Raw genomic sequence first — 567 nt, forward strand, 5'->3', positions numbered from 1 at the left:
CCATCGTGAAGATTCTGCTGCCGAAGATGGATTATAAACCGGAGGAGCGGGCGGAAGTGATTCAGCAGGCGTACCTGGGACTGTTCAGGTTGGCGGCGCCGATGCTCTTTGACAAGTATGTGGACTTCATCGATCTCTACGCGGAAATCCGGGACGAGGAGCGTGAAGTCATCTACCGCTCCGTAAAAGTTGTTATGCCGGGCAAGACAACACCCCCCTGCCCCCCTCAAGGGGGGAATCAACGGGGGGGGAACCCTGCGGAACAATGTTGACAGAGTACTACCGCCTGATGACGGAGAGTGAGGAGACCGCCATGTTGGCTCAATACATAAAGGATAAGGGATTTCAGGAAGGACGACGCGAAGGACACCACGAAGGAAGACTGGAAGGACGACGCGAAGGGAAAGTGGAAGGGCGGCGCGAAGGAAAGCTGGAAGGAAGGCTTGAGGGAAAATGTGGCCTCCTGGAGAAGATACTGACCCGTCGTTTTGGTCCACTGCCGGACTGGGCGAAACATCGCCTGGCGTCTGCATCGTCGGAACAGTTGGACCAGTGGGCCGAGCGGGT

General features: G+C 57.0%; 2 pseudogenes. Both read left to right on the plus strand.

Annotated elements, in window-relative coordinates:
* A pseudogene (locus MWC30_RS21775) lies at window positions 1-272 on the plus strand (hypothetical protein); the annotation flags it as partial.
* Window positions 266-567: pseudogene (locus MWC30_RS21780) on the plus strand (transposase); the annotation flags it as partial. The pseudogenes MWC30_RS21775 and MWC30_RS21780, both read left to right, overlap by 7 nt.

The organism is Desulforhabdus sp. TSK (assembly GCF_022836495.1).
GTDB lineage: Bacteria > Desulfobacterota > Syntrophobacteria > Syntrophobacterales > Syntrophobacteraceae > Desulforhabdus.